This window comes from Micromonospora humi (assembly GCF_900090105.1).
Classification (GTDB): domain Bacteria; phylum Actinomycetota; class Actinomycetes; order Mycobacteriales; family Micromonosporaceae; genus Micromonospora; species Micromonospora humi.
The window spans coordinates 79,599-104,491 of record NZ_FMDM01000007.1 but is presented as its reverse complement, the minus strand read 5'-3'; the positions used below and the strand labels follow the sequence as shown (position 1 = coordinate 104,491).

21 protein-coding genes are annotated in these 24,893 nt (G+C 74.4%); 10 read left to right on the top strand and 11 right to left on the bottom strand.

From position 1 onward, the window contains the following. The first annotated feature begins 1 nt into the window (after position 1). Positions 2-1,306, top strand: a complete 1,305-nt coding sequence (locus GA0070213_RS15420; protein ID WP_091063537.1) for an acyltransferase family protein — start codon at positions 2-4, stop codon at positions 1,304-1,306. A gap of 43 nt (positions 1,307-1,349) precedes the next feature. On the opposite strand, the gene GA0070213_RS31535 is transcribed toward GA0070213_RS15420, so the two are convergent. Continuing rightward, a complete protein-coding gene (locus GA0070213_RS31535) occupies positions 1,350-3,059 on the bottom strand; it encodes an O-antigen ligase family protein (protein WP_175441349.1) in 1,710 nt (569 codons plus the stop codon). A 130-nt stretch (positions 3,060-3,189) separates the two neighbouring features. Here GA0070213_RS31535 and GA0070213_RS15410 point away from each other — a divergent pair, with 130 nt between their 5' ends. After that, the gene (locus tag GA0070213_RS15410) at positions 3,190-4,806 is read left to right on the top strand and encodes a hypothetical protein (protein WP_091063533.1); all 1,617 of its coding nucleotides are present in this window, start codon (positions 3,190-3,192) and stop codon (positions 4,804-4,806) included. Between the two features lie 18 nt (positions 4,807-4,824). Here the strand turns inward: GA0070213_RS15410 and GA0070213_RS15405 are convergent, their stop codons facing one another. Continuing rightward, on the bottom strand, positions 4,825-5,991 hold the full coding sequence (locus GA0070213_RS15405; protein WP_091063530.1) for a hypothetical protein: 1,167 nt from the start codon (positions 5,989-5,991) through the stop codon (positions 4,825-4,827). A 126-nt stretch (positions 5,992-6,117) separates the two neighbouring features. Between GA0070213_RS15405 and GA0070213_RS15400 the strand changes: the two genes are divergently transcribed. The 6 genes from GA0070213_RS15400 to hutH are packed head-to-tail and all read left to right on the top strand — an operon-like array spanning position 6,118 to position 13,898. Then, the gene (locus GA0070213_RS15400) at positions 6,118-6,966 is read left to right on the top strand and encodes a MurR/RpiR family transcriptional regulator (RefSeq protein ID WP_091063526.1); all 849 of its coding nucleotides are present in this window, start codon (positions 6,118-6,120) and stop codon (positions 6,964-6,966) included. A 12-nt stretch (positions 6,967-6,978) separates the two neighbouring features. Then, the gene (gene hutU / locus GA0070213_RS15395) at positions 6,979-8,625 is read left to right on the top strand and encodes a urocanate hydratase (RefSeq protein WP_091063523.1); all 1,647 of its coding nucleotides are present in this window, start codon (positions 6,979-6,981) and stop codon (positions 8,623-8,625) included. Positions 8,626-8,636: 11 nt separating this feature from the next. After that, complete coding sequence (locus GA0070213_RS15390; protein WP_091063519.1) at positions 8,637-9,857, top strand: allantoate amidohydrolase; 1,221 nt, start codon at positions 8,637-8,639, stop codon at positions 9,855-9,857. Beyond that, complete coding sequence (locus tag GA0070213_RS15385; protein ID WP_091064391.1) at positions 9,854-11,200, top strand: formimidoylglutamate deiminase; 1,347 nt, start codon at positions 9,854-9,856, stop codon at positions 11,198-11,200. The genes GA0070213_RS15390 and GA0070213_RS15385 overlap by 4 nt, the downstream gene beginning before the upstream one ends. Beyond that, positions 11,197-12,363, top strand: a complete 1,167-nt coding sequence (gene hutI, locus GA0070213_RS15380) for an imidazolonepropionase (RefSeq protein ID WP_091063516.1) — start codon at positions 11,197-11,199, stop codon at positions 12,361-12,363. The genes GA0070213_RS15385 and hutI overlap by 4 nt, the downstream gene beginning before the upstream one ends. Then, on the top strand, positions 12,360-13,898 hold the full coding sequence (gene hutH / locus GA0070213_RS15375) for a histidine ammonia-lyase (RefSeq protein WP_091063512.1): 1,539 nt from the start codon (positions 12,360-12,362) through the stop codon (positions 13,896-13,898). Before hutI ends, hutH begins: the two co-directional genes overlap by 4 nt. A 13-nt stretch (positions 13,899-13,911) precedes the next feature. On the opposite strand, the gene rdgB is transcribed toward hutH, so the two are convergent. The 9 genes from rdgB to GA0070213_RS15330 all read right to left on the bottom strand — a co-directional run bounded on the left by rdgB (position 13,912) and on the right by GA0070213_RS15330 (position 20,706). Next, positions 13,912-14,535, bottom strand: a complete 624-nt coding sequence (gene rdgB / locus GA0070213_RS15370; protein WP_245716409.1) for an RdgB/HAM1 family non-canonical purine NTP pyrophosphatase — start codon at positions 14,533-14,535, stop codon at positions 13,912-13,914. Beyond that, the gene (gene rph / locus GA0070213_RS15365) at positions 14,532-15,260 is read right to left on the bottom strand and encodes a ribonuclease PH (protein ID WP_091063509.1); all 729 of its coding nucleotides are present in this window, start codon (positions 15,258-15,260) and stop codon (positions 14,532-14,534) included. The genes rdgB and rph overlap by 4 nt, the downstream gene beginning before the upstream one ends. 66 nt (positions 15,261-15,326) lie before the next feature. Next, entirely contained in the window at positions 15,327-16,073 is a 747-nt protein-coding gene (locus GA0070213_RS15360) for an MBL fold metallo-hydrolase (protein ID WP_091063506.1), read from the bottom strand. Between the two features lie 225 nt (positions 16,074-16,298). Further along, positions 16,299-17,264, bottom strand: a complete 966-nt coding sequence (locus tag GA0070213_RS15355; protein WP_091063502.1) for a PLP-dependent cysteine synthase family protein — start codon at positions 17,262-17,264, stop codon at positions 16,299-16,301. 9 nt (positions 17,265-17,273) lie between these two features. Then, on the bottom strand, positions 17,274-17,621 hold the full coding sequence (locus GA0070213_RS15350; protein WP_091063498.1) for a MoaD/ThiS family protein: 348 nt from the start codon (positions 17,619-17,621) through the stop codon (positions 17,274-17,276). A gap of 72 nt (positions 17,622-17,693) precedes the next feature. Further along, positions 17,694-18,182, bottom strand: coding sequence for a M67 family metallopeptidase (locus GA0070213_RS15345; protein ID WP_091063495.1), 489 nt, complete (start codon positions 18,180-18,182; stop codon positions 17,694-17,696). A gap of 55 nt (positions 18,183-18,237) precedes the next feature. Next, on the bottom strand, positions 18,238-18,735 hold the full coding sequence (locus tag GA0070213_RS15340; RefSeq protein ID WP_175441365.1) for a DUF2017 domain-containing protein: 498 nt from the start codon (positions 18,733-18,735) through the stop codon (positions 18,238-18,240). A gap of 2 nt (positions 18,736-18,737) precedes the next feature. Beyond that, entirely contained in the window at positions 18,738-19,028 is a 291-nt protein-coding gene (clpS, locus tag GA0070213_RS15335; protein ID WP_091063492.1) for an ATP-dependent Clp protease adapter ClpS, read from the bottom strand. Between the two features lie 115 nt (positions 19,029-19,143). Next, complete coding sequence (locus tag GA0070213_RS15330; RefSeq protein ID WP_091063490.1) at positions 19,144-20,706, bottom strand: hypothetical protein; 1,563 nt, start codon at positions 20,704-20,706, stop codon at positions 19,144-19,146. Positions 20,707-20,903: 197 nt separating this feature from the next. Between GA0070213_RS15330 and GA0070213_RS15325 the strand changes: the two genes are divergently transcribed. Continuing rightward, positions 20,904-23,576, top strand: a complete 2,673-nt coding sequence (locus GA0070213_RS15325) for a LuxR C-terminal-related transcriptional regulator (RefSeq protein WP_091063486.1) — start codon at positions 20,904-20,906, stop codon at positions 23,574-23,576. Positions 23,577-23,592: 16 nt separating this feature from the next. After that, positions 23,593-24,879 (top strand): nicotinate phosphoribosyltransferase, encoded by a 1,287-nt coding sequence (locus tag GA0070213_RS15320; RefSeq protein WP_091063481.1) that lies wholly within the window; start codon positions 23,593-23,595, stop codon positions 24,877-24,879. The last annotated feature ends 14 nt before the right edge of the window (positions 24,880-24,893 follow it).

The following is a 24,893-nucleotide window of genomic DNA, read 5'->3' as shown; positions in this document are numbered from 1 at the left end:
GGTGCGTCGCTTCCTGCGGACCGTCGCCCGGCGATCGCTGGCGTCGCAGCCGTTGGCCGACGCGTACCACGGGCGGGCGAACGGTTTCGGCGCGCTCCGGCTCGCGTTCGCGCTCGCCGTGGTGCTGTCGCACAGCGCGGCTCTCGGGTTCGGGCGTCCGCTGCTGCACCGTGTCGACCTGGGCGCCCTGGCGGTCGCGGGTTTCTTCACGATCTCCGGCTTCCTCGTCGTCGGCTCCGCCCGGCGCAGCTCGGTCCCCCGCTTCCTGTGGCACCGGGCCCTGCGGATCTGGCCCGGCCTGTGGGCCTGCCTGCTGGTCACCGGCCTGGTCGTCGCGCCCGTGCTGCACCTGGAGCGGCACGGCACGCTCGACGGGCTGTGGCGCGGCCCGGGCGGCGTGCTGGACTACCTGCGACAGAACTGGTGGGGCGGTCTCCGGCAGTTCGGGATCGCCGACCTGCTCGTCGGTGACACGCCGTACTGGCGCTGGCAGGGCGGGAACACCCTCAACGGGTCGTTGTGGACCCTCGCCTACGAGATCTACTGCTACCTGGCGGTGGCCGTGCTGGCCGCGCTCACCGTCCTGCGCCGGCAGCTCCGGTGGCTGGTGCTGCTCGCCGCGATCGCCGTGTTCGGCGTGCTCTGCTGGAACTACCTCCGGCAGGGGATCTGGACCGTCGGGGCGGTCGGTCCGCTGCCGCTGCTCGGTGCGCTGGAGAAGACCTACCTCCTCTGGTACGGCTTCCTGTTCCTGGTCGGCGGCGTGGCCGAGCTGTACCGCGACCGCCTGCCGATCAACGACCTGCTCGGGCTGCTCGCGCTGGTGGCGGTCGGCTGGCTCGCCGTGCGGGGCAGCTTCGTCGGCCCGGGGCCGGCCGCCGTCGACCGGGCCTTCTTCGCCCCGGCGCTGCTCGCCTACGGGTACGCCGTCCTCTGGCTCGCCGTGCGGCTACCGGCGCCGCTGCACCGCGTGGGCCGCACGCACGACTACTCGTACGGGGTGTACATCTACTCGTTCCTGGTGCAGCAGGTCCTGGCCAAGGCCGGCGTGCAGGCCGTCGGCCCGGTCGGCTTCCTCGTGGCGAGTGCGGTGCTCAGCATCGGGTTGGCGATGCTCTCCTGGCACCTGGTCGAGAAGCCGGCGCTGCGGCTCAAGGACTGGACGCCGGCCGCCCTGCGGGAGCCGCCCGGTGGCCCGTCGGGCGGCACAGACCTGGCCGGGGCGGCACCGGACACGGTGCCCGCCGGACGTCTCCGCGCGCCGGACGCCGACGCGGATCCGGCTGCCGCACCGGCCGCCGGTTAGCGCCGGACACCGACCCGGATCCGACTGCCGCACCGGCCGCTGGTCAGCGCTTGCTGCCCGGCAGGGCCGGGGCTTCCGGGGCGACGGCGTCGTCGGCTGCCGTCTCCGGGCGGCGGGGACCGGGTGCCGGCACGGCCCGCGCCGACAGCGACCGGTCGTCGGCGGCGCCCAGCGCGACCGCCAGGAGCAGCACGGCCACCGCGCCGAGCCACAGCCACACGTCGAAGAAGAAGATCTGGGCCGCGAACGCCACCAGCAGGAGGCGGGCCGGCAGCGACCGGAGGTGCCGGTAGAGGAGCACCAGCATCGCCAGCAGGCAGACCAGTCCGATCAGGCCGAAGTTGTACCAGAACGTCAGGTAGGTGTTGTCGAAGACCTGCGCCTGACCGTCGCCGATGCCGACGTTCTCCAGGTAGCGCACGTTCGCCTCGGGCCCGTTGCCGAAGACGACAGTGGACCAGTCGTGGGTGATGCCCGCCCAGACCACGCTGATCCGGGTGAAGCGCGCGTCGGCGCTGGCCGGGTCGGAGATCCGGGATCCCGCCACGTCGACGGAGTCCGGCGAGCCGGCCGTGGGAGCGGCCGGGCTCGACGCGGGAACGGCCGGGCTCGACGCCGGAGCGGCCGGGCTCGACGCGGGAACGGCCGGGCTCGACGCGGGAACGGCCGGGCTCGACGCGGGAACGGCCGGGCTCGACGCCGGAGCGGCCGGGCTCGACGCGGGAACGGCTGGACTCGACGGAGGGGCGGCCGGACCCGACGCCGGAGCGGGCGGGCTCGGCGCGGGAGCGTCCGGCGTCGCCGTGCTCTGCGCGGTCGACGTCGGGTCGGTGGCGGTGGGCAGCAGGCCCGACGGGTCGACCGCCACCAGCGCGCCGGCGACCGCGGCGACGGCGAGCGCGCCGCCCAGGCCCCGCCAGGTGGCCTTCCGCCACTGAAGGAGCAGCCAGAGACCGAGCGCGAGGATCATGCCGACCCACGCGCTGCGGGTGCCCGAGAGCACCAGACCGGCGAGGTTCGCGGCGACGGGCACGTACCAGAACCGGCCCCGGACGGTCAGTGCGACGAGCGCCATCGCCATGGCGAAGGTGCCGTAGATGATGGGATGCCCGGAGATCCCCACCGCCCGGGTCGCGTCGAACGCCGAGGTGTACGTCCAGTCGTACGCGAACTGGTCGAAGATCGGCCACGTCCGGGAGACGGTCTGGTACTTGGCGAACAGGGCCACGGCGACGCTGAACCAGGTCAAGGTCTCGGCGATCCGGAGGATCGTGCGCCGGTCGTGGCGCGCCTCCTCGACCAGGTGCCACCCCAGCACGCCGACGCAGAGCAGCGGCGCGACGCCGACCACCACCGGTTTCGCCCCGTGCCAGTGGACGAGCCCGGCGAGCACCGCACACATCGGAAGGACGAGGACCGCGGCGAGCGCCTTCGGCGGCCACCCGTCGCGCTCGGCGCGCAGCACCCGCCCCCAGGCGGCGAGGACGAACAGGACCAGCAGCAACGTGTACGAGGGGTTGGTCGGATAGCCGGGGTCGATGGTCACCGGGACGGCGAAGGCGATGACGAAGACGGCCCAGGTGATCCGGACCGGCTCCGACAGCACCCAGCCGAGCAGGGCGCCGACACCCACCCCGAGCGCGAGCTGCCACCGGCCGGTCAGCAGGAACCCGGCCGCCAGGGCGACGAGGCCGGCGCCGAGGTAGCGCGCCCGGCGTTCCCCGCCCCTGATCATGTCAACCACCACTCGCACCGCACGATCGTACGTATCAGCCGGGACCTATCCGCAGCAGCCCTGGGGCGTGCGACCTGGCCCTGTCGACACACCTGAGTGGTGGGTTAGGGTGACGGCCGGCCGGTCGGCAGTCGGGGTAGGGATCTGCGTGGTTGCACAGCTCGAGCCAGCCGACGTCGGTCGACCCGACGGGACGCCGGTCCGTGCGCCGGGGCCACGCCCGATCCTGTGGGACAGCATCGCCCTGCTCGCCCTGCTCTGCCTCCTGCCGATCCTGCACGACGTCAAGACGATGCTCACCGCGCCATACTGGCTCGACGAGGCGTGGGTCGCCCTCTCCGTCCGGTTCCCGCTGCGCGACCTGCCGGTCACCACGTCGTCCAGCCCGCTCGGTTGGAGCTTCCTGCTGCGCCTGGTGCCCGACCCGGACCACCTGCGGCTGGTCACCCTGGCGTTCCAGGGGCTCGCGGTGGTGGCGGCGTACGGGTTCGGCCGGTGGGCGAGGTGGTCGACCCCCGGCCGGGGCGTGGTGGCGGGCGCGGCCTGCGCGGCGGCGGTCCTGCTGCTGCCCGCCCAGCAGGTCCGCCACGACCTCAAGCAGTACACGGCCGACGCCGCCGTCACCGTGGGCGTGCTCGCGCTGGTCACCTGGGTCGAACAGCGCTGGTCCCGCCGACGGCTGAACGTGCTCACGGCAGTCGTCGCCGCGGCCATGCTGTTCAGTCACGTCACCGCGATCGTGGCGCCGTGCGCGTTCGGCGGGTTGTTGCTGGCCGCGGCGGTCCGGCGGCAGTGGCTGCGGCTCGTCGAGGTGGCCGTGGCCGGGCTCAACGCCGGGCTGATCCTCACCGCCGTCTACTTCGGCATCTCGAAGCAGGGCCGGAACGCGCCCATGCAGCAGTTCTGGGCCGACAACTTCCCTCGGGTCACCGAGCTGCCCGGCTACCTGGGCAAGCAGCTCGACACCCTGATGCCGGTGGTCGGCGCGCCCGCACCGGTCGTGGTCGCCCTGCTGGTCGCCGGCACGCTGACGCTCGCCCGGCGGAATCGGCCCGCCGCCGCGGTCGCCGTGGTCCTCCTGCCCCTGGTCGCGACCACGGTGGGGGTCGCCGGGATCTATCCGCTGCTGGAACTGCGTACCTCGCACTTCCTGCTGGTCACCGCCGCGGCCGTGGCCGGCATCGGGGTCGCCGGCCTGGCGGGCGTCGCGGCCGACCTGGCCTGCCGGCGGCTGCCGGGGGTGCGGCCCGCCGTCCTGGCCGCGGCCGTCTGCGCGGTCCTGCTCGGCGGTTACGCGGCCGGCAACAGCCGCTGGTACCGGTTCGACGGGAACGAGTCGGGGCTCTACTACACCGCGATCGCCGTCACCGACGTCCGTTCCGCGACCGACTACGTGGCCGCGCACCGCCGCCCGAACGACGTGGTCGTGATGAACAACGCGGCCTGGTACGGATTCGCGTTCTACTCGCGACACGACCCGCTCAAGCTGGTCGTGCCGCACGGCAACACGGTGGGCTGGTGGGTCGCGATGCCCGGGCGGTCGGACGTCGTGGTGGTTCCGGGTCACGACACGGCAGCCGTCCGGGCCGGTCTCCGGCAGGCGGTCGAGCTGGCGGCCCGACGCGGCGACGGGGCACGCGTCTGGCTGATCCGCTCGCACGTGATCGGCGACGAGGTGGACGCCTGGCGGCAGGCGCTCGCCGGCTACCGCGTCGAGCAGGTCACCGACGGGGTCGAACCGGTCGCGCTGGTCAGCAGGGGTTGACGCGCCGCCGCCGGAGGATCAGCTGCCGCGGCGCCACAGGTCCCGCAGGGCGTCCCAGTTGCCGGCCATGCCGTCCTTGCAGAGCGTCTCGATGTAGAAGGCGCCCTGGATGTCGTCGGGGTCCCACCAGACACCGCAGATCGCCCGGCCGTCCTCGCCCTCGAAGGCGTACTCGACGTAGTTGCCGGCCCGCCCGGTCACGCCGCCCTGGGTGGTGGACGCCTCGCGCAGCCCCGGCGCCAGGGCCCCGCCGGCGAGGTTGAGCTGCTGCCGGTACGCCCGCGCGGTGTCCTTCTGCTTCTGCCCCGGGTAGAGCGCGAAGTGCAGCCACGCGCCGTCGTAGTGGCAGAAGACGTGCCCCTTCTCGTCCGCCGGCAGCTTCGGCGCGCCCGGCTGGGCGTAGACCACGCAGCCGCCGATCCGGGTCAGCCAGGGCTCGGCCAGCGTCGCCAGCTCACCCTCGAACTTGGCCTTGTTGATGGAGAACTGCGTCGCCTCGTAGGGCGGCAGGGAGGGGCTCGCCGTCGGCAAGGGCTTGTCGGCCGCCTTGTCGCGGCCCCCGCCCAGGAAGAACCCGGCCGTGCCGGCGACCAGGGTGAGCACCAGGGCACCGACGATCGAGATCCAGTCCCGCCGCTTCGGCTCCGCCCGCACCGGGGCGATCCGTCGCCCTCCGGAGGGGTCGAGCGGATCCGCGGCGACGGCGGCCTCGGTCGTCGCCGGGACGCCGGACGTCGCGGCGACCGCGACCGGGGACATCGGCGCGCCGGAGATCGGCTGGGACGACATCGCCCAGGGCTGCGGGACCCACGGCATCTGGGGCGGGGGCGAGACCGGGGCGGCGACCGGCGGCGGCGGGAGCATCTCGGCCGTCGGCGTGCGCTGGTAGTCCATGCCGAGGCTCCGGAACAGCCGCTCGGCCGCACCCTCCTCCTCGGACGGGTACGCGATCCAGGGCTCGGCGGCGGCGAAGTCGGCGTTCACGTACCGGTGGCCGCCGGGCGTCTGCGCCAGCATGTTCGCCGCGTTGCTGAACGCCTCCCGCCACCGCTGGTCGCCGGCGGCGGCGCCCTCCAGGACGGCCACGGTCACCGGACGGTCCTGCCCGTCGAGGGCCGCCCAGGCCCTGCCGACCTGACACTCGCCCAACGTCTCGGTGAACCTGTACGGACCCTCCGGCTGCATGCCCACTCCTCTGCTCACCCGCCGAGCGGATAGTACAGAGAGCACGCCCACCGGTCGTCCCTCCGGTCGGGTCCGGTCCACGCCGGCACCTTGCCTTGTGAAAGTTTTCATGCATAGAGTCGTCCCGTGAATGAATGCGGTGCGTCCGGCACCGACCAGCTGCTCGACCTCTTCCACGGCGTCCGACTCACGCCGACCCAGCGCCGTATCGCGCACTGCCTGGTGCGGCACGCGGGCGCCGCGGCGTACCTGTCGGCGGCGGAGGTCGCCGAGCTGGCCGGTGTCAGCCAGCCGTCGGTGACCCGGTTCGCCATGGCGCTCGGGCACGACGGCTACCCCGCGCTGCGCCGCCGGTTGCGGGAGCTGACCACCACCGCCGGCGCCGGCCCGGCCGACGCCGGGAACGCCCTGCAACGGGCCGTGCGCACCGAGATGGACAACCTGGACCGGCTCGCCGGGCAGCTCGCCGACGCCGGCCGGATCGCCGGGGTGGGCCGGCTGCTCGCCGCCAGCCGCCCCCTGCCGGTGCTCGGGTTGCGCGCGGCCGCGCCGCTGGCGGCCTACTTCGCGTACTTCGCCGCGAAGGTGCACCCCGACGTGCGCGTCCTCGACCACGGCGGCAGCCTGCTCGCCGACCGGGTCGACCAGGCGGTCGCGGCCGGCGCCACCGCCCTGCTCGCGTTCGTGCTGCCGCGCTACCCCCGGGAGACGCTCGACGCGCTGCGCGAGGCCCGGGACGCCGGGCTGACGGTCGTGGCGATCACCGACTCCCCGGTGAGCCCGGCCGCCGACCACGCCGACGTGGTGCTGCCCGCCGCCGTCGGCACCGACCTGGTCTTCGACCTGCACACCGCGCCGATGACCCTGGCCATGGTGGTGTTGCAGGCGATCTGCGACGCCGCGCCGGCCGAGACCCAGACCCGGCTCGAGGCGTTCGAGTCGTCCGCCGCCCGCCGCCAGTTGTTCCTCGGCTGAGAGGAGTACGAGATGCACCAGCCCGTCCGCGCCGCCCGCGGCACCGTACGCACCGCGAAGGGGTGGCCGCAGGAGGCCGCCCTGCGGATGCTGATGAACAATCTCGACCCGGAGGTGGCCGAGCGCCCCGAGGACCTGGTGGTCTACGGCGGCACCGGGAAGGCGGCCCGGGACTGGCCGTCCTACCACGCGCTGGTGCGTACGCTCACCGAGCTGCGCGACGACGAGACCATGCTGGTGCAGTCCGGCCGGCCGGTCGGGGTGATGCGGACCCACGAGTGGGCGCCCCGGGTGCTGCTGGCCAACTCCAACCTGGTCGGCGACTGGGCCACCTGGCCGGAGTTCCGCCGGCTGGAGTCGCTGGGCCTGACCATGTACGGGCAGATGACCGCCGGATCGTGGATCTACATCGGCACCCAGGGCATCCTCCAGGGCACCTACGAGACGTTCGCGGCGGTCGCCGCGAAGCGGTTCGGTGGATCGCTGGCCGGCACGCTGACGCTGACCGCCGGCTGCGGCGGGATGGGCGGGGCCCAGCCGCTCGCGGTCACCATGAACGGCGGCGTCTGCCTGGTCGTGGACGTGGACCGGACCCGGCTGGAGCGGCGGGCGCACGACCGCTACCTCGACGAGATCGCCGACTCGCTCGACGACGCGGTCGACCGGGTGCTGGCCGCGAAGCGCGACCGGCGGGCGTTGAGCGTCGGCGTGGTCGGCAACGCCGCCACCGTCTTCCCCGAGCTGCTGCGCCGGGGCGTCGCGATCGACGTGGTCACCGACCAGACCAGCGCCCACGACCCGCTGTCGTACCTGCCGGAGGGGGTGGACGTGGCGGACGCGCGGGACTACGCGGCCGCCAAGCCGGCCGAGTTCACCGACCGGGCGCGGGCGTCGATGGCGAAGCACGTCGAGGCGATGGTCGGCTTCCTCGACGCGGGCGCGGAGGTCTTCGACTACGGCAACTCGATCCGGGGCGAGGCGAAGCTCGGCGGCTACGAGCGCGCGTTCGACTTCCCCGGCTTCGTGCCGGCGTACATCCGGCCGTTGTTCTGCGAGGGCAAGGGCCCGTTCCGGTGGGCGGCGCTCTCCGGCGACCCGCGCGACATCGCCGCCACCGACCGGGCGATCCTCGACCTGTTCCCGGAGAACGAGTCCCTCGCGCGGTGGATGCGGATGGCCGGCGAGCGGGTGGCGTTCCAGGGCCTGCCGGCGCGGATCTGCTGGCTGGGCTACGGCGAGCGGGACCGCGCCGGGGTGCGGTTCAACGACATGGTCGCCTCCGGCGAGCTGAGCGCGCCGGTGGTGATCGGCCGGGACCACCTGGACTGCGGCAGCGTGGCCAGCCCCTACCGGGAGACCGAGTCGATGGCCGACGGCTCCGACGCGATCGCCGACTGGCCGCTGCTCAACGCGTTGGTCAACACCGCCAGCGGCGCGTCCTGGGTGTCGATCCACCACGGCGGCGGAGTGGGTATCGGGCGGTCCATCCACGCCGGTCAGGTCTGCGTCGCCGACGGCACCGCGCTGGCCGGGCAGAAGATCGAGCGGGTGCTCACCAACGACCCGGCGATGGGCGTGATCCGGCACGTCGACGCCGGCTACGACGACGCCCGCGAGGTCGCGGAGCGCACCGGCGTCCGCGTGCCGATGGCGAAGTAAGGAGGGGCCCCTTGTTAACGCATTCGGTAGAGGAAGGGCCCCTTGTTAACAGGTTCCGGAAGCTGTGGGCGGAGATCGCGCCGATCGGGCGGGACGCCGGCAGCGGCGGCTACCTGCGGTACGCGCTGACCGAGCCGGAACGCGCGCTGCGCGGCTGGTTCCGGGATCAGGCCGACCGGCGGGGCATGCCGGTCAGCGAGGACGGCAACGGCAACCTGTTCGCCTGGTGGGGCGACCCGGCGTCCGGCGACGCGGTGCTCACCGGCAGCCACTTCGACTCGGTGCCGCACGGTGGCGCGTACGACGGACCGCTCGGCATCGTCAGCGCGTTGCTCGCCGTGGACGAGCTGCGGGCCGCCGGCGTCGCGCCGGGCCGGCCGGTGGTGGTGGCCGCGTTCGTGGAGGAGGAGGGCGCCCGGTTCGGCGTACCCTGCCTGGGGTCGCGGCTGCTCACCGGCGAGATCGACGTCGACCGCGCGGCCGGGCTGCGCGACCAGGCCGGGGTGAGCTTCGCCGACGCGCTGGGCGAGCGGCCGGCGGGCGCCGACCCGGCGCTGCTCGGCCGCTTCGCGGCCTTCGTGGAGCTGCACGTCGAGCAGGGTCGCGCGCTCGTCGACTCCGACGCGCCGGTCGCGGTGGCGTCCGCCATCTGGCCGCACGGCCGGTGGCGGTTCGACTTCACCGGCGAGGGCAACCACGCCGGTACGACCCGGATGGCCGACCGCCGCGACCCGATGCTCACCTACGCGTTCACCGTGCTCGCGGCGAACAAGGAGGCCCGGCTGCGCGACGCGCACGCCACCGTGGGCCGGGTGGCGGTCGAGCCGAACGCCACCAACGCGATCCCGTCCCGGGTCACCGGTTGGCTGGACGCGCGGGCCGCCGAGGCGGACACGCTGTACGGTCTGGTCGAGGCGGTGCGCGCCAAGGCCAGCGAGCGGGCCGGGCGGGACGGCACCGGCCTGACCTGCACGCAGGAGTCGGCGACCCCGCTCGTCGCGTTCGACGGCGGGCTGGCGCGGCGGCTGGCGTCGCTGCTCGACGCGCCGGTGCTGCCCACCGGCGCCGGGCACGACGCCGGGGTGCTGGCGGCGCACCTGCCCACCGCGATGCTGTTCGTGCGCAACCCGACCGGGGTGTCGCACTCCCCCGCCGAGTCCGCGACCGACGCCGACTGCGCGGCCGGGGTGACCGCCCTGGCCCGGGTGCTGGAGGAGCTGGCATGCCGCTGACCCGCTGGCTGGCCGAGTACGCCTGGCTGCCCGAGCACGCCGAGCCGACCCCGGACGTGCTGATCGAGGCGACCGACGGGCGGCTCACCGCGGTCACGCCGCTGACCGGTGGCGGACCGCCGGCCGCCGGGGTCGCGGTGGATGCCGTCCGGCTGCCCGGGCTGACCCTGCCCGGCCTGGCCAACGCCCACTCGCACGCGTTCCACCGGGCGCTGCGCGGGCGTACCCACGACGGTCGCGGCGACTTCTGGTCCTGGCGGGACCTGATGTACGCGGTGGCCGCCCGCCTCGACCCCGACTCCTACCTGGCGCTGGCCCGGGCCGCGTACGCGGAGATGGCGCTCGCCGGCATCACCTGCGTGGGCGAGTTCCACTACCTGCACCACGGTCCCGACGGCCGCCGGTACGACGATCCGAACGCGATGTCCGCCGCGCTGGTGGAGGCCGCCGCGCACGCCGGGGTCCGGCTCACCCTGCTGGACGCCGCCTACCTGACCGCCGGCGTCGACGGCGCGGAGCTGACCGGGCCGCAGCGCCGATTCGGTGACGGCGACGCGCTGCGCTGGGCAGAGCGGGTCGACGCGTTCCGCCCGGTCGACGGGCACGTCCGGCGCGGCGCGGCCGTGCACTCGGTGCGGGCCGTGCCGGCCGCGCAGCTCGCCACCGTGGCCGGCTGGGCCGACCGGCACGGGCTGCCGCTGCACGCGCACCTCTCCGAGCAGCCGGCCGAGAACGACGCCTGCCGGGCCGTGCACGGCTGCACCCCGACCCGGCTGCTCGCCGACCACGGCGTGCTCGGCCGGCACACCACCGCCGTGCACGCCACCCACCCGACCGCCGCCGACGTGGCGCTGCTCGGCGACAGCCGCACCGGCGTCTGCCTCTGCCCGACCACGGAACGGGACCTGGCCGACGGGATCGGCCCCGCCCGGCGGCTCGTCGAGGCGGGCAGCCCGCTCAGCCTGGGCAGCGACAGCCACGCCGTGGTCGACCTGTTCGAGGAGGCCCGCGCGGTGGAGCTGGACGAGCGGCTGCGGACCCGCAGGCGGGGCCACTTCGACGCCGCCGAGCTGTTCGCCGCCGCGACAGTCACCGGCCACGCCGCGCTGGGCTGGGGCGACGCCGGCCGGCTCGCCGTCGGCGACCGGGCCGACCTGGTGACGGTACGGCTGGACAGCGCCCGCACCGCCGGGGTGCCGCCGGCCGGCGTGTTCTTCGCGGCCACCGCCGCCGACGTGACGCAGGTGGTGGTGGACGGCCGGACGGTGGTCGCCGACGGCCGGCACCTGACCGTCGACGTCCCCACCGAGCTGCGCGACTCGATCGCGGCGGTGGTGTCATGAGGGGCAGCCTGCTCGTCGACAACATCGGTGAGCTGGTCACCAACGACGGCCGGGCGGGCGACCCGCTGGGCGTCCGCCGCGACGCCGCGGTGCTGGTCGAGGACGGTGAGGTGGCCTGGGTCGGTCCGGCCCGCTACGCGCCGGCCGCCGACCGGCGCATCGACGCCGGTGGCGCGGCGGTGCTGCCCGGCTTCGTGGACAGCCACGCCCACCTGGTCTTCGCCGGCGACCGGGCCGCCGAGTTCGCCGCCCGGATGGCCGGCGAGCCCTACACCGGCGGGGGCATCCGCACCACCGTCGGCGCCACCCGCGCCGCCTCCGACGACGACCTGCGCGCCACCGTGGGCCGGCTGCGCGCGGAGATGCTGCGGCAGGGCACCACCACCGTCGAGATCAAGAGCGGGTACGGCCTGAACGTCGCCGACGAGGCCCGCTCGCTGCGGATCGCCGCCGAGTTCACCGCGGACACCACGTTCCTCGGCGCACACGTGGTCCCCGCCGAGTACGCCGACCGCCCCGACGACTACGTGGGTCTGGTCTGCGGGCCGATGCTGGCCGCCGCCGCGCCGTACGCCCGCTGGATCGACGTGTTCTGCGAACGCGGCGCGTTCGACGCCGACCACGCGCGGGCGATCCTCGCCTGTGGACAGGCCGCCGGGCTGGGCGTCCGGCTGCACGCCAACCAGCTCGGCCCCGGGCCGGGCGTCCGGCTCGGGGTGGAACTCGGTGCGGCCAGCGTCGACCACTGCACCCACCTGTCCGACGCCGACGTGGACGCGCTCGCCGGCTCGGAGACGGTCGCCACGCTGCTGCCGGGCGCGGAGTTCTCCACCCGGTCGCCCTACCCGGACGCCCGCCGGCTGCTCGACGCGGGCGTGACCGTGGCGCTGGCCACCGACTGCAACCCCGGCTCGTCGTACACCTCGTCGATGCCGTTCTGCGTCGCGCTCGCCGTACGCGAGATGCGGATGACCCCGGCGGAGGCGGTGTGGGCCGCGACCGCCGGCGGGGCGGCGGCGCTGCGCCGCACCGACGTCGGCCGGCTGACCCCCGGGTCCCGGGCCGACCTGGTCGTCCTCGACGCACCGACCCACCTGCACCTGGCCTACCGGCCGGGTGTCCCACTGATCCGCCAGGTTCTGCACAACGGAGTGCCGCGATGACCACCGTCACCATCCTGTCCACCGGGGTCACCCCCGCCGACGTGCTCGCGGTCGCCCGCGGCACCGCCAAGGTCGTGCTCGACCCGGCCGCCACCGAGGCGATGGCCACCAGCCGGTCCATCGTGGACGGCATCGAGGCCGCCGGCCGCCCGGTGTACGGCGTCTCCACCGGCTTCGGGGCGCTGGCCAACACGTTCGTCGCCCCGGAGCGGCGGGCCGAGTTGCAGCACGCGCTGATCCGCTCGCACGCGGCCGGGGTGGGCGCGCCGATGCCCCGCGAGGTGGTGCGGGCCATGATGCTGCTGCGGGTCCGCTCGCTCGCGCTCGGGCGCTCCGGGGTCCGCCCGCTGGTCGCCGAGGCCCTCGTCGACCTGCTCAACCACGAGATCACCCCGTGGGTGCCGGAACACGGCTCGCTCGGCGCGTCCGGCGACCTGGCGCCGCTGGCGCACTGCGCGCTGGCGCTGCTCGGCGAGGGTTGGGTGCTCGGCCCGGCCGGCGACCGGATCCCCGCCGCGGACGCCCTGCGCCGGGTCGGGCTGGCACCGGTCGAGTTGGCCGCCAAGGAGGGGCTGGCGCTGATCAACGGCACCGACGGCATGCTCGGTATGCTGCTGCTGGCCGTGGCGGACGCCCGGCACCTGTTCGCCATGGCCGACGTGACCGCCGCGCTGGCCATCGAGGCGATGCTCGGCTCGGAACGCCCGTTCCTGCCCGAGCTGCACGCCATCCGCCCGCACCCCGGCCAGGCCGCCTCCGCCGCCAACATCCACCGGCTGCTCCAGCGCTCGGCGGTGATGGACTCGCACCGCGACGACCTGGCCCACGCGGTGCAGGACGCGTACTCGATGCGCTGCGCCCCCCAGGTGGCCGGCGCGGCCCGGGACACGCTCGACTTCGTCGAGGTGGTGGCCGGCCGGGAGCTGCTGTCGGTGGTGGACAACCCGGTGGTGCTGCCGGACGGCCGGGTCGAGTCGACGGGCAACTTCCACGGCGCGCCGCTCGGCTTCGCCGCCGACTACCTGGCCATCGCCGCGTCCGAGGTGGGCGCGATCGCGGAACGCCGGGTGGACCGGCTGCTCGACGTCACCCGCAACCGGGACCTGCCGGCGTTCCTCTCCCCCGACGCCGGGGTCAACTCCGGGCTGATGATCGCCCAGTACACCGCCGCCGGCATCGTCGCGGAGAACCGCCGGCTGGCCGCGCCCGCCTCGGTCGACTCGCTGCCCACCAGCGGCATGCAGGAGGACCACGTCTCGATGGGCTGGTCGGCCACCAAGAAACTGCGCACCGTGCTGGACAACCTGACCAGCCTGCTCGCGGTCGAACTGCTGGCGGCCGTACGCGGGCTCCAGCTGCGCGCGCCGCTGGAGCCGTCCCCGGCCGGCCGGGCGGCGCTGGACGCGCTCGGCCGGACGATCGGCGAGCCGGGGCCGGACGTGTTCCTCGCCCCGCTGATGGAGGCGGCGCGGGCCGTCGTCGGCGGTCCCGAGCTGCGGGCCGCGATCGAGCGGCAGATCGGCCCGCTGGGCTGAGCGGGCCGGACGGTCAGGCGGCGGGCGGAAGCACCTTGGCGACCAGCTTGGCCAGCTCCCGCAACGCCTTGCCGCGGTGGCTGACCGCGTCCTTCTCGTCGGGCGTCAGCTCGGCGTTGGTCCGCTCCTGCCCGTCGCCCAGGAAGATCGGGTCGTAGCCGAAGCCGCCCTCGCCGCGCGGTGCGCGCAGCAGTCGGCCGGGCTGCCGGCCGTCGACCAGGTGCTCCTTGCCGTTGGGCAGCACCAGCGCCACCGTGCAGACGAAGGCCGCGCCGCGGTGCTCGTCCGGCACGTCGCCCACCTGGTCCAGCAGGAGCTGGAGGTTGGCCCGGTCGTCGCCGTGCCGGCCGGACCAGCGGGCGCTGAACACGCCGGGCATCCCGTTGAGCGCGTCCACCGCGATGCCGGAGTCGTCGGCGATGGTCGGCAGGCCGGTGCGCCGGCAGCCCTCCCGCGCCTTGATCAGCGCGTTCTCGCCGAAGGTGAGGCCGGTCTCCGGCAGCTCCGGATATTCCTCGACGTCGTCGAGGCCGATCAGGGCGACCCGGTGGGCGCCGAGCGCGCCGTCCAGGATCCGCTGCAACTCGACGAGCTTCTTGCGGTTGCGGGTGGCCAGGAGCACCGTGTTGTCGGTCACAGGTTCAGCGCCTTCCGCTGTACGTCGGCCAGTTCCAGGCAGCCCGCCACGCCCAGGTCGAGCAGCGCGTCGAGCTGGTCGCGGGCGAAGACACCGGCCTCGCCCGTCCCCTGCACCTCGACGAAGTCGCCGGTGCCGGTGCACACCACGTTCATGTCCACCTCGGCGGTCACGTCCTCGGCGTAGCAGAGGTCGAGCATCGGCTCGCCGCCGATCACGCCGACGCTGACCGCGGCCACCGACCGGTGCATCACCTTCTCCACCTTGCCGGTGAGCGACTTGCGCTCGGCCAGCCAGGTGACCGCGTCGTGGAGGGCGACGTAGGCGCCGGTGATGGCCGCGGTGCGGGTGCCGCCGTCGGCCTGGAGCACGTCGCAGTCGAGCACGATCGAGTTCTCGCCGAGCGCCTTGAGGTCGACGCAGGCCCGCAGGCTGCGACCGATCAGCCGGGAGATCTCGTGCGTCCGGCCACCGACCTTGCCCCGGACGCTCTCCCGGTCGGAGCGGGTGTTGGTGGCCCGGGGCAGCATCGCGTACTCCGCGGTCACCCAGCCCAGCCCGGAACCCTTGCGCCAGCGCGGCACCCCCTCGGTGACGCTCGCCGTGCAGAGCACCCGGGTCGCGCCGAACTCGACGAGCACCGAACCCTCCGGGTGGGTGCTCCAGCCCCGGGTCACTGTCACCGGTCGGAGTTGGTCGGGCTGCCGCCCGTCAGGTCGCGCCATGCCTGCACCCTATGCGGTGCGTCGATCGTGCCGCCTGCCGGTGCCCGCCGGCCGGCGACCGTGCCGTCAGACGTCGTAGCCGGCGCCGGCGCGGACCACCTCGATCGGCCCCGCGTACGCCCCGGTCGCCGACTCCACGGTCTGCGACTCGCTGCCCCAGGCCGCGACGAGATGGGTGAGCAGCAGCCGGCCCACGCCCGCCTTGGTGGCCGCCTCGCCGGCCTCCCGGCCGGTCAGGTGCAGATCCGGCGGGTTCTCCACCCCGTCCATGTAGCTGGCCTCGCAGAGGAACGCGTCGGCGCCCTGGGCCAGGCGCAGCAACGCCTCGCAGGGCGCGGTGTCCGACGAGTAGCAGAACACCCGGCCGCCGTGCTCCAGCCGCACCCCGTACGTCTCGATCGGGTGGTTCATCCGGTCGACCGTCGCGGTGAACGGGCCGATCGGGAAGGTGCCCGGCTGCAGGCCGTAGAACTGGTAGACGTCCTCGACCGTGGCGTCCTCCTGCCCGTACGCGGCGGCCAGCCGGTCCGGCGCGCCGGACGGCGCGTACATCGGCAGCGGCGGGTAGGGGCCGTCCGGCGCGTAGCGGCGCACCACGACGTAGGACACCGCGTCGAGCATGTGGTCGCAGTGCAGGTGGGTGAGGAGCACCGCGTCGGGCGAGTGCAGCCCGACGTAACGCTGGAGCGTGGAGAGCGAGCCCGGCCCGAAGTCGATCAGAAGGCGGAAGCCGTCCGCCTCGAGCAGGTAGGCGGAGCAGGGGGACTCAGGGCCCGGGAAGCTGCCCGCGCAGCCGAGGACGGTCAGTCGCATCCGGTTGCCTCGATCTCACACTGGGTAGTCGACGCATCGGCAGCCGCCCCGCCGTTGATCTCCACCGACGCGCTCGCCACGCTGCGCAGCCTACGCGGCGGCCCGGTCGGGCAAGAATCATCTACCGGAAGTTGTCATCAACGTGACACCCATACACGTCCGGATCCGGGACAACGCGGCGATCCGGCCGGCGGGGCTTCCCACCGGCCGGACCATCACGGGCCGTCAGGCCCAGAGCTGACCGTCCAGCGCGTCCTCGGCGTCCGCGAGCGTGCCGCCGTACGCCCCGGTGGACAGGTATTTCCACCCGCCGTCACAGACCACGAACGCCACGTCGGCACGCCGGCCGTCGCGGACCGCCTCGTGCGCCACGGCCAGCGCGGCGTGCAGGATCGCGCCGGTGGAGAACCCGGCGAAGATCCCCTCCACCTCGACGAGCTGCCGGGTGCGCAGCACCGCGTCCCGGGTGCCCACCGAGAAGCGCCGGGACAGCACCCCGGCGTCGTACAACTCGGGCACGTAGCCCTCGTCGATGTTGCGCAGGCCGTAGACCAGCTCGCCGTAGCGCGGCTCGGCCGCCACGATCTGGATGCCGTCGACCTTCTCGCGCAGGTAACGACCGGTGCCCATCAGCGTGCCTGTGGTGCCCAGCCCGGCCACGAAGTGGGTGACGCCCGGCAGGTCGTGCAACAGCTCCGGCCCGGTCGTCTCGTAGTGCGCCCGCGCGTTCGCCTCGTTGCCGTACTGGTAGAGCATCACCCAGTCCGGGTGCTCGGCGGCGATCTGCTTCGCGGTGGCGACGGCCTGGTTCGAGCCGCCGGCGGCCGGCGAGAAGATGATCTCCGCGCCGTACATCCGGAGCAGTTGCACCCGCTCCGTGGAGACGTTCTCCGGCATCACGCAGACCAGCCGGTAGCCACGCAGCTTCGCCACCATGGCCAGCGAGATGCCGGTGTTGCCGCTGGTCGGCTCCAGGATGGTGTCGCCCGCGCGCAGCCGGCCGGCCTCCTCGGCCGCCCGCACCATGAACAGGGCCGCGCGGTCCTTGATGCTGCCCGTCGGGTTCCGGTCCTCCAGCTTCGCCCAGAGCCGCACCGGCGGCGCGCCGTCGGGCACCGTCGGGGACAGCCGGGGCAGGCCGACCAGCGGGGTGCCGCCGCACGCGTCGAGCAGGCTGTCGTACCGCGCCACGCCGGACCCCTAGCGGGCGGCGGCGGTGGCGCGCGCCGAGACCGCGTGCGAGGCGATCGCCGCTGCCGCGGCGAAGCCGAACGCGCCGCCGGCCACCGCCGGCAGGATGGTCACGCTGTCGCCGTCGTTGAGCTTCGCGTCGAGCGCGCCCAGGAAGCGGACGTCCTCGTCGTTGACGTAGACGTTGACGAACCGGTGCAGCGCGCCGGCGTCGGTGACCAGCCGGCCGCGCAGGCCGGCGTGCCGGGAGTCCAGGTCGGTGAGCAGGTCGGCGAGCGTGTCGCCGCTGCCCTCGACGACCTTCGCGCCGCCGGTGTAGCTGCGCAGGATGGTGGGGATGCGAACCTCGATGGCCATGGTGTCTGGTGCTCCTCGTTCAGGATCGTGCCGGGTGACGGGAAGGAAGAGGGCGTGCCGGTGCGCTGGGGGTCAGCGGCCGGAACACTCGTAGTCGACCGTCGCCGGGCTCTGCCCGAACATGTAGGACTGGACGGCGTTCGGATCCACGGCGGCGTCCACGATCTCGACCGGTTCCTCGGCCACGACGCCGTCGACGATCCGGAAGGACCGGATCTCCTCGGTGTCGGGCTCGCGCGTCGAGACGAGCAGGTAGTGCGCACCCGGCTCGCCGGCGAAGGAGATGTCCGTGCGGGACGGGTAGGCCTCCGTCGCGGTGTGCGAGTGGTAGATGACGACCGGTTCCTCGTCGCGGTCGTCCATCTCGCGCCACACCCGCAGCTGCTCCATCGAGTCGAACTCGTAGAACGTCATGGAGCGGGCGGCGTTCTCCATCGGGATGTGCCGGGTCGGGGTGTCGCCGCCGACGGGGCCGGCGACCACGCCGCACGCCTCGTCCGGGTGGTCCCGACGCGCGTGGGCGACGATCGCGTCGATGATCGACCGGTCGATGCTCAGCACGCCGACCAGCCTAGCGCCTGGCCGTCCCGGGCGGCGAGGTGGCGACCGTCACCACTCAGTCGATGAGCGCGTTGAGCAGGGACTCCTGCAGATATCCGAGATAGGCGTAGACCGACAGTTGGAACACCCGGGACGACGCCGGGTCGGTGGCGACCGCGTCGTCGAGCTCCTCACCCAGGTCGGTGCCGTCCTTGATCTCCAGCCGGACGCCCATCGCCAGCCGGGCGTCGTTGAGCGCCCGCAGCCACGCCTCGGCCGCCTCGGCGTCGAGCCGCACCTCGCCGCCGGCGTCACCGTCGGGCAGCGCGGCGAGGATCGCGCCGGCCTGGTCGATCTTCGCGGTCTTCAGGTCGCCCTCGGTGTAGCGGCGGAACTCGGCGGTGCCGGCGTCGTCGTCCGGATAGACCTCGGGGAAGAGCCGGCCGACCACCGGGTCGCCGTGGTCGAAGCCGTCGGTCAGCAGGCCGACCACCTCGGTGGCGACCTTGCGCAGCACCCGCACCTCATCGACGGCGAAACTGGCCACGTAGCGGTCGGCCCGACGGCGGAACATGCTCACGACCGCTCCACGGTCGCCCACAGCCCGTACGCGTGCAGCTGCGCCGCGTCGTGCTCCATCCGCTCCCGGGCCCCGCTGGAGACCACCGCCTTGCCCTTGTGGTGCACGTCCAGCATGAGCTGCTCCGCCTTCTCCCGGCTGTATCCGAACAGCTTCTGGAAAACCCAGGTCACGTACGTCATCAGGTTGACCGGATCGTCCCAGACGATGGTCACCCATGGCCGGTCGGAGACCGGCACCTCTTCGGTGTCCGGCGTCTCGACCGGCGCAACCTGTGGAGCCGCCATGCCTCCCATCGTGCCACCGGATCCGCCGAACCGATGAACCGGAACGGCGCGGCGGTCGGGATCGCCCGCCCGGACCGCCCGCGCGGGCCCGGGAGCCCGCGCGGCGGCCCCGGTCTCAGGCCAGCAGGATGCCGTGGTCGACAGCATCGGCGAGCACCACGCCCAGCGAGAGACGGATCACCTCGAAGCGGCGGGACACCTCGCGGGACAGTTCGAGTTCGACTTCGCGCAGCGCGCGCTGCGCCCAGGACCGGGCCACGTTCGGATCGTCGTTGCCGGGTGCCCGCCAGTGCTGCCAGCACCCGCCGTTGAGCGCCACACCGATCGGTGGGAGCACCTCGTCACGCTCGGCGGCGGGCAGCCCGGCCAGCGCGTCCAGCGCGCCGGTGCCGGTCAGCCCGGCGACCCCGGCCGTGCTGGTGACCAGGAGCACGCGGTCCAGCTCCTGACCGTCCGGGTGGTCGGCGAGGCCCCAGCGCACCGCGCGGGTGATCCGCAGGCGCACGCCCTCGGCGAGCGGCGCTCCGAAGACCCGCGCGGCGGCGTCGTCGACGATGCCGCGGACCGCCTCGTCGCACTGCGCGGTGGCGAGCATCGACACCGCCTCCAGCTCGCGGTCGAGCAGCTGCGGAAGGCCGGCGCAACCGACCCCGAAGACGATCTCCTGCACCACCCGGAGGTGGATGTTGGCCAGCTCCAGCGCGAGGTGCTGGCGGATCCGCTGGGCGCAGGACCGGGCCTGGCGGTCGATCCGGTCGGCCAGGTCGGCCGGGTCGACGCCGGCCAGCACCGGCACCCGGCCGTGCGCGCCGGGCGGCTCGGGCGGCCGGGCGCTGGCTCGGCGCAGCCCTTCGTCGGCGGCCCACCCGACCAGCGCGCGGCGCAGGTTCGGCAGCTCGGACCGCCGGGCCGCGAACCACCGGGCCGAGGCGAGCGCGGGAACCGCGGCCAGCAACGCCGCACGGTGGGCCGCGATGGAGACCGCCACCGGGTCGAGCCGACCGGCGGGGCCGGGCGGGCCGGATCGGGCGGGCGACGGCACGGACGCCCCCGTGCCCTCCGCCGTCGCGCCGTCCGCCGGCGCCGCCCAGCCGGTCACGCCGGGGGTGACGGCGAAGAACACCGCGACGCGGGCCCGCGCCACCTCGGCCAGCAGGTGCAGCTCGGCCGCGCTGAAGGCCTGGTCGGCGGAGATCACGAAGAGCAGCGCGCCGGCCCGGCCCACGGCGTCCCGCAGCACCAGGCCGCCGGCCACGCCGAGGGTGGCGGTGTCCGGCGGGTCGAGCACCGCGAAGTGCCGCAGGAGCGGGTCGGGCAGGCTGAGCTCGACCCGGCGCGGCGGTCGGGCCAGCGCCGGGCCGGCGGCGAGCGGATCGGCGCCGTAGGCGTGCGGCTGGCGGTAGCCGGGCACGTACGCGGCGCGGGTGGCGACCTTGGCGTGGTTGACCAGCAGGTAGCTCCCGGCGGGCACGACGAGCGTGCCGGGATCCGCCCCGAGCAGGCCGGCGATCAGCTCACGCCGGCCCGCGCCGGCCGGCCCGGCCACGACGACGGCGAGCGGCTCGCCCGGCCCCGGGTCGGTCAGACCGAGCCGGGCCGGCAGCGGGGCGCACCGTGACGGCTCGGCGCGCCCGCCCGGATCGGGCACGTCGACCGAGGGGAGTGGACCTGGCTTCATCAGGTGGCCTCCCGGTCAGGCGGCCGGCGCATCAGCCCGGTCGCGGATTTTCCCTGGCCAAAGGGGATATCGGAAGCCTACGGGTGTCGTGCATCCGACAACGAACACATCCGGTACTCACGAGTAATGGACGGATTACTCAACTTCACTGCGTGACGACGCGCACGCGGACGGCATCCCATCGATATGCTGCACCGATGACCAGGTGGGAGTTCGTCGGCCGAACGGATGAACTCAACCGTCTGTTGTCGGCGGTCGGTGGCCCGGACGGGCGCGGGCTGTTCTTCAGCGGCGACGCGGGCGTCGGCAAGAGCCGGCTGCTGCGCGAGGGGGTGGCCGCGCTCTCCCCCGAACGGCACGCGATCTGGTCGGTCGCGGCCAGCGCCACCACCGCCGCCCTTCCGTTCGGCGGGCTGGTCCAGGTGCTTCCCGCCCCGCAGCCGCAGGGCCTCTCCCCCGCCGGGATCCTGCGCTGGGCGGTGGACCTGCTCCAGGAGCAGGCCGCCGGCCGGCCCATCGTGCTCGCCGTCGACGACGCGCACCTGCTCGATCCGCCGTCGGCCGCGCTGGTGCACCTGATCGCCCGCTCGGAGAACGCCACGGTCATCGGAACGCTGCGCAACGGCGAGCAGATCCCGCTGCCGATCCGCGCCCTGTGGACCGACGACCTGGTCGAGCTGGTCGAGCTGGGGCCGCTCGGCCGCAGCGAGACCACCGGCCTGCTCGCCGCGATCCTCGGCGGCCCGGTCGACGCCGGCTCCTCCGACCGGCTGTTCCGGCTCTCCGCCGGCAACCCGCTGCTGCTGCGCGAGCTGGTGCTGGCCGCCGACGGCGAGCTCCGGCGCACGTACGGGATCTGGAAGTGGACCGGCCGACTGGAGCTGGCACCCAGCCTCACCGACCTGATCGACACCCGGATCGGCCAGCTCACCCCCGGGGTGCGGGCGGTGGTGGAGCTGGTCGCCTTCGGCGAGCCGCTGGGCCTGCAACTGCTGGAGAAGGCGGTCGAGCCGACCGATGTGGAGGTCGCCGAGGAACGCGGGCTCATCGCGATGGTCCGCGACGACCGGCGGCTCAACGTCCGCCTGGCCCACCCGCTCTACGGCGAGGTGATGCGCCGCCAGTGCCCGGTCAGCCGCACCCGGCGGCTCCAGGCCACCCTCGCCGGGCTGCTGGAGCAGGTCGGCAAGCGCCGCCGGGACGACCTGCTGCGGGTCGCGGTCTGGCGGCTCGACTCGGGTACGGCGCAGAACGTCGCGCTGCTGCTCGACGCGGCCGTGCAGGCCTTCGGTCGGTACGACGTGCCGCTGGCCACCCGGCTGGCCCGGGCCGCGCTGGAGGCCGGCGGCGGCACGGACGCGGCGGAGCTGCTCGCCACCATCCTGATGTTCGGTGACCGTCCGGAGGAGGCGATCCGGGTGCTCGACCAGGTCGCCGGAGAGATCCGGGACGACCGGCGACGCAGCCGCTGGCTGACCGTCCGGGGCATGGTCAGCTACTGGGGGCTCAACCGGGAGTCCACGGTGGAGGAGATCGCCGCCCGGGGCGAGGAACTGACCGATCCCGCCGACCGGGCCCGGGTCCGCGCCTTCGAGGCCATCATGCGGTTGCACCGGCTGGACATCGACGTCGCGGTGCGGCTGGCCCAAGAGGTGCTGGACCGCCCGGCCGCCCCGATGGCGGCCCGGGAACTGGCCCGGTGCACACTCGCCCACCTGCAGGCCGGCCAGGGACAATACCGGCGCAGCGCCACCGCGATCGCCCGGGTGCAGGCCGAGGCGGCGTGCTGGCGGTCCGACATGCCCTACCTCCAGCTCGCCATGGAGCTGGCCCGGGGCACCCGGCTGGCGCTCTCCGGTGACCTGACCGGCATCGACGAGATCGTCGCCGACGAGTTCGCCGGCCTCGCCGGCGCCGGCGACTTCCGGCTCGGCACCGGCTACCTGGCCATCCTCCAGGCGTACGCGGCGCGGCTGCGCGGGCGCGGCGACGACGCGCTCAAGACCAGCCTGGGCGCCTGCGCGGTGCTCGCCACCAGCCGGGTGTACGCCGGCCTGGCCCACGCCGAACGCGCGCAGGCCGCCGCGCTGCGCGGGGACGCGGTCCACGCCACCGAGGCGATGGCCGAGGCGGACCGGACGCACGCGCCCGGGATGGCCGTCCTCTACCCGTGGCTGGAGCAGGCCCGCGGGGCGACGCAGGCGGCGGCCGGCGACCTGCCGGGCGCCACCAAGCACCTCTGCGCGCTGGCCGACCGGCTGCGCGAGGACGGCCTCGCCGGCCACGAGCTGCTCGTCCTGCTCGACCTGGTCCGGCTCGACCAGGCCGCCGCGCCGGTCGGGCCGACCTGCACGGACGGGGGCCGGCGCAGCGTGGCGCAGCGCCTGGCGGAGCTCTCCGAGCAGATCGACGGCGTGCTGCCGCCGCTGGTCGCCCGCTACGGCCGGGCCGCGCTCGACGGCTCACCGGACGACCTGCTCGCGGTGGCCGACGGGTTCGCCGACCGGGAGCTGGTCGTCTACGCGGCCGAGGCGACCGCGATGGCGCTGTGCCGGATGCGCGACGCGCGGGTCGGCGCGACCGGGCCGGCCCGGGAGCGCCTCGCCGGCCTGCTGCGCCGTTGCGACGACATCTCCACCCCGGCCCTGCGGCTGCTGCGCCCGGCGCTCAGCGACCGGGAGTGGGAGATCGCCCACCTGGCCGCCGGGGGGCTGACCAGCCGCGCCATCGCCGAGCGGCTCTACCTCTCCACCCGCACGGTGGAGAACCACCTCCAGCGGGTCTACAGCAAGCTGGGCGTCACCCGCCGTAGCGAGCTGGGGGCCGCGCTGCGGTCGATGCCGGGGCACGACGGCACGGATCCGGCCTGAACTCTAGGCTGGGGCGGTGAGCACCCTTCGCCCCGCGCTGCTGACCGACCAATACGAGCTGACCATGGTCAGCGCCGCGCTGCGGGACGGCACGGCCGACCGCCGCTGCGTCTTCGAGGTGTTCAGCCGGCGGCTGCCGGCCGGCCGGCGATACGGCGTGGTCGCCGGCACCGGCCGACTCGTCGACATGATCCGCGACTTCCGGTTCGACCCGGCCGAGATCGACTTCCTCCGCCGCACCGGCGTGGCCGACGACCGGGCCGCGCAGTGGCTCGCCGACTACCGGTTCACCGGTGACGTCGACGGCTACGCCGAGGGCGAGCTGTTCTTCCCCGGCTCGCCGATCCTCACCGTCTCCGGCACGTTCGCCGAGTGCGTGGTGCTGGAGACGCTGGTGCTGTCGGTGCTCAACCATGACTGCGCGGTCGCCGCCGCGGCGGCCCGGATGGTCACCGCCGCCCGGGGCCGCGCGTTGATCGAGATGGGCTCCCGCCGGGCACACGAGGAGGCCGCGGTGGCCGCCGCCCGCTCGGCCTACCTGGCCGGCTTCCGGTTCACCTCCAACCTGGCCGCCGGGCAGCGCTACGGCATCCCGACCGCGGGCACCGCCGCGCACGCCTTCACGCTGCTGCACGACGACGAGCGGGCGGCGTTCGCGTCCCAGGTGGCGACGCTGGGCAAGGACACCACGCTGCTGGTCGACACGTACGACATCGCCCAGGGCATCCGCAACGCCATCGCGGTGGCCGGCCCGGAGCTGCGGGCGGTCCGGATCGACTCGGGTGACCTCGCGGTGATCGCCCAGCAGTCCCGCGAGCTGCTCGACTCGCTCGGCGCCACCGAGACGAAGATCATCGTCTCGGGCGACCTGGACGAGTACGCGATCGCGTCGCTCGCCGCCGAGCCGGTGGACATGTACGGCGCCGGTACCGCCGTGGTCACCGGCTCGGGCGCGCCCACCGCCGGCCTGGTCTACAAGCTGGTCGAGGTGGAGGGGCGCCCGGTGGTCAAGCGCTCCGAGCACAAGGCCACCATCGGCGGCCGGAAGGTGGCCGTCCGCCGGCACAAGCCGACCGGCACCGCCACCGAGGAGGTCATCGTGCCGCAGGGCGTGCCGGACCGGCAGCCCAACGACCGGCTGCTCCAGCACTCGTACGTGGTGTCGGGCGAGCCGGTGGCGCTGCCGACGCTGGACGAGTCCCGGGAACACCTGCGAGAGTGCCTGATCTCCATCCCGTGGGAGGGGCTCAAGCTCTCCGGCGGCGACCCGGCCGTGCCGGTGACCGTCGTACCCGCGACCTGAGAAGGGACCGACCA

What these genes read in the sequence shown, in the direction of transcription:
- hutH (WP_091063512.1), top strand. Translation starts at nt 12,360, where the DNA reads ATGACCACCGTCACCATCCTGTCCACCGGGGTCACCCCCGCCGACGTG.
- clpS (WP_091063492.1), bottom strand. Translation starts at nt 19,028, where the DNA reads ATGGCGGCTCCACAGGTTGCGCCGGTCGAGACGCCGGACACCGAAGAG.
- GA0070213_RS15350 (WP_091063498.1), bottom strand. Translation starts at nt 17,621, where the DNA reads ATGGCCATCGAGGTTCGCATCCCCACCATCCTGCGCAGCTACACCGGC.
- GA0070213_RS15405 (WP_091063530.1), bottom strand. Translation starts at nt 5,991, where the DNA reads ATGCAGCCGGAGGGTCCGTACAGGTTCACCGAGACGTTGGGCGAGTGT.
- GA0070213_RS15330 (WP_091063490.1), bottom strand. Translation starts at nt 20,706, where the DNA reads ATGAAGCCAGGTCCACTCCCCTCGGTCGACGTGCCCGATCCGGGCGGG.
- GA0070213_RS15340 (WP_175441365.1), bottom strand. Translation starts at nt 18,735, where the DNA reads ATGTTCCGCCGTCGGGCCGACCGCTACGTGGCCAGTTTCGCCGTCGAT.
- GA0070213_RS15360 (WP_091063506.1), bottom strand. Translation starts at nt 16,073, where the DNA reads ATGCGACTGACCGTCCTCGGCTGCGCGGGCAGCTTCCCGGGCCCTGAG.
- hutI (WP_091063516.1), top strand. Translation starts at nt 11,197, where the DNA reads ATGAGGGGCAGCCTGCTCGTCGACAACATCGGTGAGCTGGTCACCAAC.
- hutU (WP_091063523.1), top strand. Translation starts at nt 6,979, where the DNA reads ATGCACCAGCCCGTCCGCGCCGCCCGCGGCACCGTACGCACCGCGAAG.
- GA0070213_RS15325 (WP_091063486.1), top strand. Translation starts at nt 20,904, where the DNA reads ATGACCAGGTGGGAGTTCGTCGGCCGAACGGATGAACTCAACCGTCTG.
- rph (WP_091063509.1), bottom strand. Translation starts at nt 15,260, where the DNA reads ATGGCGCGACCTGACGGGCGGCAGCCCGACCAACTCCGACCGGTGACA.